This window comes from Streptomyces sp. NPDC127197 (assembly GCF_042672405.1).
Lineage (GTDB): Bacteria > Actinomycetota > Actinomycetes > Streptomycetales > Streptomycetaceae > Streptomyces > Streptomyces flavusporus.
In genome coordinates, this window is sequence record NZ_JBHXVG010000112.1 from 1 (window position 1) to 3,690 (window position 3,690).

A 3,690-nucleotide genomic window follows, 5' to 3' on the forward strand; every position below is an offset into this window, starting at 1 on the left:
ACGTGCACACCGTCCGCAAACCAGGCACCGCGAAACAGCGAACGAAGAAGTCAACGACCCCACGACCCCGCCGCACAGGTTAAAGATCAAGCTAGCTCTGACAGTGCCGCACGGGCGCAGGGGCGTCCCCTGGCGAACTCCCGCCGGCACCGGGCCGCCGATCATGCGGGGCATACCGGCCCTCTCTTCCGGAGCGCTCCAAACCTTTGTGCGGCAGGTGAATTAGGATCCGACCGCAACAGTACAGCGTGAATTCCGTGTCGAAAGGAAGGACGAACCAGCATGAAGCGCATCAATACCGTGACTCGCGGCGATATCAGGTACGAGGACTTACGGCGGGGCGAGAACCTCCGCTTCGTCGGCGATCCGGACGAGATACACCTGGTCGGATCCGCCGCTGAAATCAAGCAGGTTCTTTCCCAAGCCGTCCGGTCGGGCAAGCGGGTCGCCGTGCGCAGCGGAGGGCACTGTTACGAGGATTTCGTGGCCCATCCGGATGTCCGCGTCGTGATAGATATGTCACAGTTGTCGGCTGTCGGATTCGACAAACAGCGCGGCGCGTTCGTCATTGAGGCCGGCGCCACCCTGGGAGCGGTCTACAAGACGCTGTTCCGGGTGTGGGGGGTGACGCTGCCCGGCGGGGCCTGCCCCGATGTGGGTGCGGGCGGGCACATCCTCGGCGGGGGCTACGGCCCGCTGTCCCGGATGCACGGTTCCATAGTCGACTACCTGCATGCGGTCGAGGTCGTCGTGGTCGACGCGTCGGGCGCCGCGCGGACCGTGATCGCAACGCGCGAGGCGGACGATCCGAACCATGATCTGTGGTGGGCTCACACCGGGGGCGGCGGCGGGAACTTCGGCGTGGTCGTCAGGTACTGGCTGCGGACCGCCGACGCGGACGCACCGCCGGAGCCCGGTCGGCTGCTGCCGCAGCCGCCGTCCGAGGTGCTCCTCAACACCACGGTGTGGCCATGGGGGGGGTTGGACGAGGCCGCCTTCGCGCGGCTCGTCCGGAACCACGGCAGGTGGTTCGAACAGAACAGCGGCCCCGACTCCCCCTGGTGCGACCTCTACAGCGTGCTGGCCCTGACCCGCAGCCAGTCCGGTGCCCTCGCGATGACCACGCAACTCGACGCGACCGGCCCGGACGCGGAGAAGCGGCTGCAGACGTACCTCACAGCCGTCTCCGAGGGGGTGGGCGTGCAGCCGCACAGCGACACCCGGCGGCTGCCGTGGCTGCACTCCACCCGCTGGCCCGGGATCGCCGGGGACGGCGACATGACCGGGCGGGCCAAGATCAAGGCGGCGTACGCGCGCCGCAGCTTCGACGACCGGCAGATCAGCACCCTGTACGCCCGTCTGACCGGCACCGACTACGACAACCCGGCCGGGGTCGTCGCGCTCATCGCCTACGGCGGCAAGGTCAACGCCGTCCCCGCGGACCGGACCGCGGTGGCGCAGCGGGACTCCGTCCTCAAGATCGTGTACGTCACGACCTGGGAGGACCCCGCACAGGACCCGGTCCACACACGGTGGATTCGCGAGCTGTACCGGGACGTGTACGCGGACACCGGCGGCGTACCGGTACCCGGCGGTGCCGCCGACGGCGCCTACGTCAACTACCCGGATGTCGACCTGGCGGACGGGGAGTGGAACACCTCTGGGGTGCCGTGGTCCGAGCTGTACTACAAGGACGCCTACCCGCGGCTCCAGGCGGTCAAGGCGCGCTGGGACCCGCTGAACGTGTTCTGGCACGCGCTGTCCGTGCAGGCTCCGCCGGCCTGAGGCGACGTCGAGGGGTACGGGTTCCCGCGCGGGGACCCGTACCCCTCGGCATGTCCGCCCCTGCCGCCGCGCGGGTTCAGCGGTCACTAGGGGATCGATAGGGGTGTAGGGGCCAACGATCATTTGATTACAGTCGGAAACTGCCTTTGCGTGTGCCGCAAGGGGCGTTTCTCACGCATTTCACTCACTGGGGGATCACGGTCGCATGTCTCAATTCCGCGACGGCTTCACCGAGGTCGGGATACCGGACGACGCAATCGCCATTGTGGGGCTCTCGTGCCGGCTCCCGAAGGCCCCCGACAAGAGTGCTTTCTGGGAGCTGCTCCGAGACGCACGGCATGCGATCGGGGAAGTTCCGGAAGACCGCTGGAATGCCGAGGAACTCCCCCCCGCCGCCCGGCACGGGGCCTTTCTCGACCGAGTGGACGCGTTCGATCCCGGATTCTTCGGCATTTCACCGCGTGAAGCCTCGATGATGGACCCCCAGCAGCGGCTCATGCTGGAACTCGCCTGGGAGGCTTTCGAGGACGCCGGCATCCCCCTGCGACAGGTGCGGGGCAGCCGTACCGGCGTCTTTGTCGGTGCGATCGCGAACGACTACGCGGTGCTGCTGAACCGCCAGGGGCTGTCGGCCGTCACCCAGCACTCGCTGACCGGGACACAGCGCGCCATCATCGCGAACCGGGTGTCGTACACCCTCGGGCTGCGCGGTCCCAGTCTCACGGTGGACACCGCGCAGTCCTCCGGCCTGGTCGCCGTGCACCAGGCATGGGAGAGCCTGCGCTCGGGCGGCTGCGACCTCGCCGTGGCGTCGGGCGTGAACCTCAACATCGTTCCGGAGAGCGCCCTCGCCGCGGACCGGTTCGGCGGGCTGTCGCCGGACGGCCGCTGCTACACCTTCGACGCCCGGGCCAACGGGTATGTCCGCGGTGAGGGCGGCGGGGCCGTGCTCCTCAAGCCCCTGGCGAAGGCGCTGGCCGACGGCGACGCCGTGTACTGCGTGATCCGCGGCGGCGCGGTCAACAACGACGGCGCGACGGACGGGCTCACCGTGCCGAGTGCGGCGGCGCAGAGCGACGTGCTGCGGCTGGCGTACGAGCGGGCGGGCGTCGACCCGGCGGATGTCCAGTACGTGGAACTGCACGGCACGGGCACCGCCCTCGGTGACCCCATCGAGGCGTCCGCCCTGGGCGGCGTCCTGGGCACGGCCGCGGGCCGCCGGCTGCCGCTGACGGTCGGCTCGGCCAAGACGAACGTGGGACACCTGGAGGGTGCCGCCGGAATCGTCGGTCTCCTCAAGACCGTCCTGTCCCTCCATATGCGCAAGATTCCGGCCAGCCTCTACTACGAGACACCCAACCCGCGGATTCCGCTGGCCGAACTCAATCTGCGCGTGCAGCAGTCGCTGACGGACTGGCCGGATGCCGGGCCGGCGCTCGCGGGCGTCAGCTCGTTCGGCATGGGCGGCACCAACTGCCACATGGTCCTGCAAGGGGTGCCGGTGGCCGAGCCCACGTCGGGTGGCGGTACGGAACAGCGGGCCGGTCTGGTCCCGTTGCTGGTCTCCGGCCGGGGAGAGGACGCCCTGCGGGCGCAGGCCGAGCGGCTGCGGTCGTTCATCGCGGACCGGCCCGAGCTGGACCCGGACGCCGTGGCGCTGTCCCTGGTGACGTCACGGGACGCTCACGAGAACCGGGCGGTGGTCCTCGGCACCGACCGGGAAAGCCTGCTGAACGGCCTCACGGCACTGGCCACGGGAGAGCCCGCGTCCCGGGTCGTACGGAGCCGCGGGGCCGGGGCGCCGGCGGCCGGCCGGTTGGCGTTCCTGTTCTCCGGGCAGGGCAGCCAGCGGGCCGGGATGGGCCGCGAACTCTACGCCGCCTTCCCGGTGTTCGCCGCAGCCCT

At 69.8% G+C, this 3,690-nt stretch carries 2 protein-coding genes; both read left to right on the plus strand.

Going from position 1 to position 3,690, the window contains the following annotated elements; genetic code table 11:
* The first annotated feature begins 282 nt into the window (after window positions 1-282).
* The gene (locus ACFVJQ_RS45625) at window positions 283-1,785 is read left to right on the plus strand and encodes an FAD-binding protein (protein ID WP_385791868.1); all 1,503 of its coding nucleotides are present in this window, start codon (window positions 283-285) and stop codon (window positions 1,783-1,785) included.
* 205 nt (window positions 1,786-1,990) lie between these two features.
* The coding region (locus tag ACFVJQ_RS45630; protein ID WP_385791870.1) for a type I polyketide synthase at window positions 1,991-3,690 on the plus strand (1,700 nt) is incomplete at its 3' end.

Excerpts from the sequence above, each read along its gene's own strand:
- ACFVJQ_RS45625 (WP_385791868.1), top strand. The coding sequence starts at position 283 with ATGAAGCGCATCAATACCGTGACTCGCGGCGATATCAGGTACGAGGAC.